The sequence below is a fragment of the Rhizobacter sp. genome (assembly GCF_031412495.1).
Taxonomy (GTDB): domain Bacteria; phylum Pseudomonadota; class Gammaproteobacteria; order Burkholderiales; family Burkholderiaceae_C; genus Schlegelella_A.
The window spans coordinates 1-1,827 of the sequence record NZ_JANODC010000471.1 but is presented as its reverse complement, the minus strand read 5'-3'; the positions used below and the strand labels follow the sequence as shown (position 1 = coordinate 1,827).

The following is a 1,827-nucleotide window of genomic DNA, read 5'->3' as shown; positions in this document are numbered from 1 at the left end:
ATCGCGCTCCTTGACGAAGGCGTGGAACAGGCGGGTGATGCCTTCGCAATGGAGGCTCTCGTCGCGGACCGACCAGCTGACGATCTGGCCCATGCCCTTCATCTTGTTGAAGCGCGGGAAGTTCATCAGCATCGCGAAGCTGGCGAAGAGCTGCAGCCCCTCGGTGAAGCCGCCGAACATGGCCAGCGTCTTGGCGATGTCCTGGTCGTTCTCGACCCCGAAGGTGGCGAGATAATCGTGCTTGTCCTTCATCTCCTTATACTGGAGGAACATCGAATATTCGCTCTCGGGCATGCCGATCGTGTCGAGCAGGTGCGAGTAGGCCGCGATGTGGACCGTCTCCATGTTGCTGAACGCGGCGAGCATCATCTTGATCTCGACCGGCTTGAACACGCGGGCATATTTGTCGTGGTAGCAATCCTGCACCTCGATGTCGGCCTGGGTGAAGAAGCGGAAGATCTGGGTGAGCAGGCTGCGCTCGTGATCGGTCAGCTTCTGCGCCCAGTCGCGGCAATCCTCGCCGAGCGGCACCTCCTCCGGCATCCAGTGGATCTGCTGCTGGCGCTTCCAGAAGTCGAACGCCCAGGGATATTCGAACGGCTTGTACTGCTTGCGGGCTTCGAGGAGGGGCATGTCACGCGTCCTTAGGTGAGTTCGATGGTTTCGATGCCGTCCACAGGGCCGAGGAGGCCGAAGCAAAGGGCGGCGACGAGCAGCAGGAAAAGCGGGGCGGCAATCATGGAGGTTCGGCCGAACAGGCGAGCCTGCTCGACCGGGGTCCGCCCACGCGCCAGGAAAGAGGGCATTTCGATGTAAGTCCAGCCGTCGAGGAGCTTCTCCTCGGGCATGCGCGAGAAGCGCAGGCCGTTGAGGAAGACCGCAAGGCTCATCAGCGCCGCGATGGCCAGGAAGAGGGCGCCACTCACGCGATCGCCACGTCGCAGAGCGGCGAGAAGCAGCCGATCGCGAACAGCAAAGCGGCGACGATCAGGCTCCACACCGCATAGCGCTTGCCGTCGCGGGCCCGGGCATATTGCGGCGTGCCGTATTTGTAGGAGCGGTGCTTCAGCCAGATCGTCGCCTGCCAGAGCGCATAGAGCGCGACGAGCAGGCCGAGCAGCATCAGAAGGTGGCCGAGGGTGATCGTCTCCGGCATCAAGCTCTCCTCGCGTGACGGGCGCCGACGCCGAGGAAGACGACGCCGATGAAATAGCCGAAATCGTACCAGCCGCCGTTGTTGGGGACGGCGTAGACCGAGACGTCCGGCATGAAGAGCGACACGATCCAGGCGATCGGGAAGATGAAGCCGTGCCAGACCCCCAGCAGGAAGCCCGGCGCCTGCGGCGCGACCGCGGCGGCCGTCTGCGACGCCGCGCAGCCGGCGAGGAGGAGCAGCGGCAGGAGGGAAGATGGCGTCGTCCTCGCGAAGGCGAGGACCCCAGCGGGTGAAAAGCGCCGTAGCCCTTCACCCCCCGGGGCCCCGGCCTGCGCTGGGGCGACGGGTAATATCACTGGCACGCCAGGCATTCGTCATAGTCCGTGCTGGCGGCGAGCTCGATCTGCTTGGGGTCGATCGTGTTGTCGGCCTCGACCCCGCCCGCGAAGCCGGCGCGCTGCACCGATTTGGAGCGCAGGTAATAGAGGCTTTTGATGCCGAGCTCCCAGGCCCGGTAGTGGAGCATCAGGAGGTCCCATTTGTCGACGTCGGCCGGGATGAACAGGTTCAGCGACGTCGCCTGGTCGATATAGGGCGTGCGGTCGGCGGCGAGCTCGATCAGCCAGCGCTGGTCGATCTCGAAGCTGGTCTTGAACACGTCCTTCTCCTCG

Annotated in this window: 4 protein-coding genes and 1 pseudogene; all 5 read right to left on the bottom strand. The window is 64.3% G+C overall.

Going from position 1 to position 1,827, the window contains the following annotated elements:
• On the bottom strand, positions 1 to 633 hold a 633-nt coding region (locus AC30N0_RS17530), incomplete at its 3' end, for a ribonucleotide-diphosphate reductase subunit beta (RefSeq protein ID WP_489519173.1).
• Positions 634 to 644: 11 nt separating this feature from the next.
• Entirely contained in the window at positions 645 to 926 is a 282-nt protein-coding gene (locus tag AC30N0_RS17525; protein ID WP_489519172.1) for a hypothetical protein, read from the bottom strand.
• Positions 923 to 1,156 (bottom strand): hypothetical protein, encoded by a 234-nt coding sequence (locus AC30N0_RS17520; RefSeq protein ID WP_489519171.1) that lies wholly within the window; start codon positions 1,154 to 1,156, stop codon positions 923 to 925. Before AC30N0_RS17520 ends, AC30N0_RS17525 begins: the two co-directional genes overlap by 4 nt.
• Complete coding sequence (locus AC30N0_RS17515; RefSeq protein WP_489519170.1) at positions 1,156 to 1,527, bottom strand: hypothetical protein; 372 nt, start codon at positions 1,525 to 1,527, stop codon at positions 1,156 to 1,158. Before AC30N0_RS17515 ends, AC30N0_RS17520 begins: the two co-directional genes overlap by 1 nt.
• A pseudogene (locus AC30N0_RS17510) lies at positions 1,509 to 1,827 on the bottom strand (ribonucleoside-diphosphate reductase subunit alpha); the annotation flags it as partial. The pseudogene AC30N0_RS17510 and the gene AC30N0_RS17515, both read right to left, overlap by 19 nt.

Excerpts from the sequence above, each read along its gene's own strand:
- AC30N0_RS17520 (WP_489519171.1), bottom strand. The coding sequence starts at position 1,156 with ATGCCGGAGACGATCACCCTCGGCCACCTTCTGATGCTGCTCGGCCTG.
- AC30N0_RS17515 (WP_489519170.1), bottom strand. The coding sequence starts at position 1,527 with ATGCCTGGCGTGCCAGTGATATTACCCGTCGCCCCAGCGCAGGCCGGG.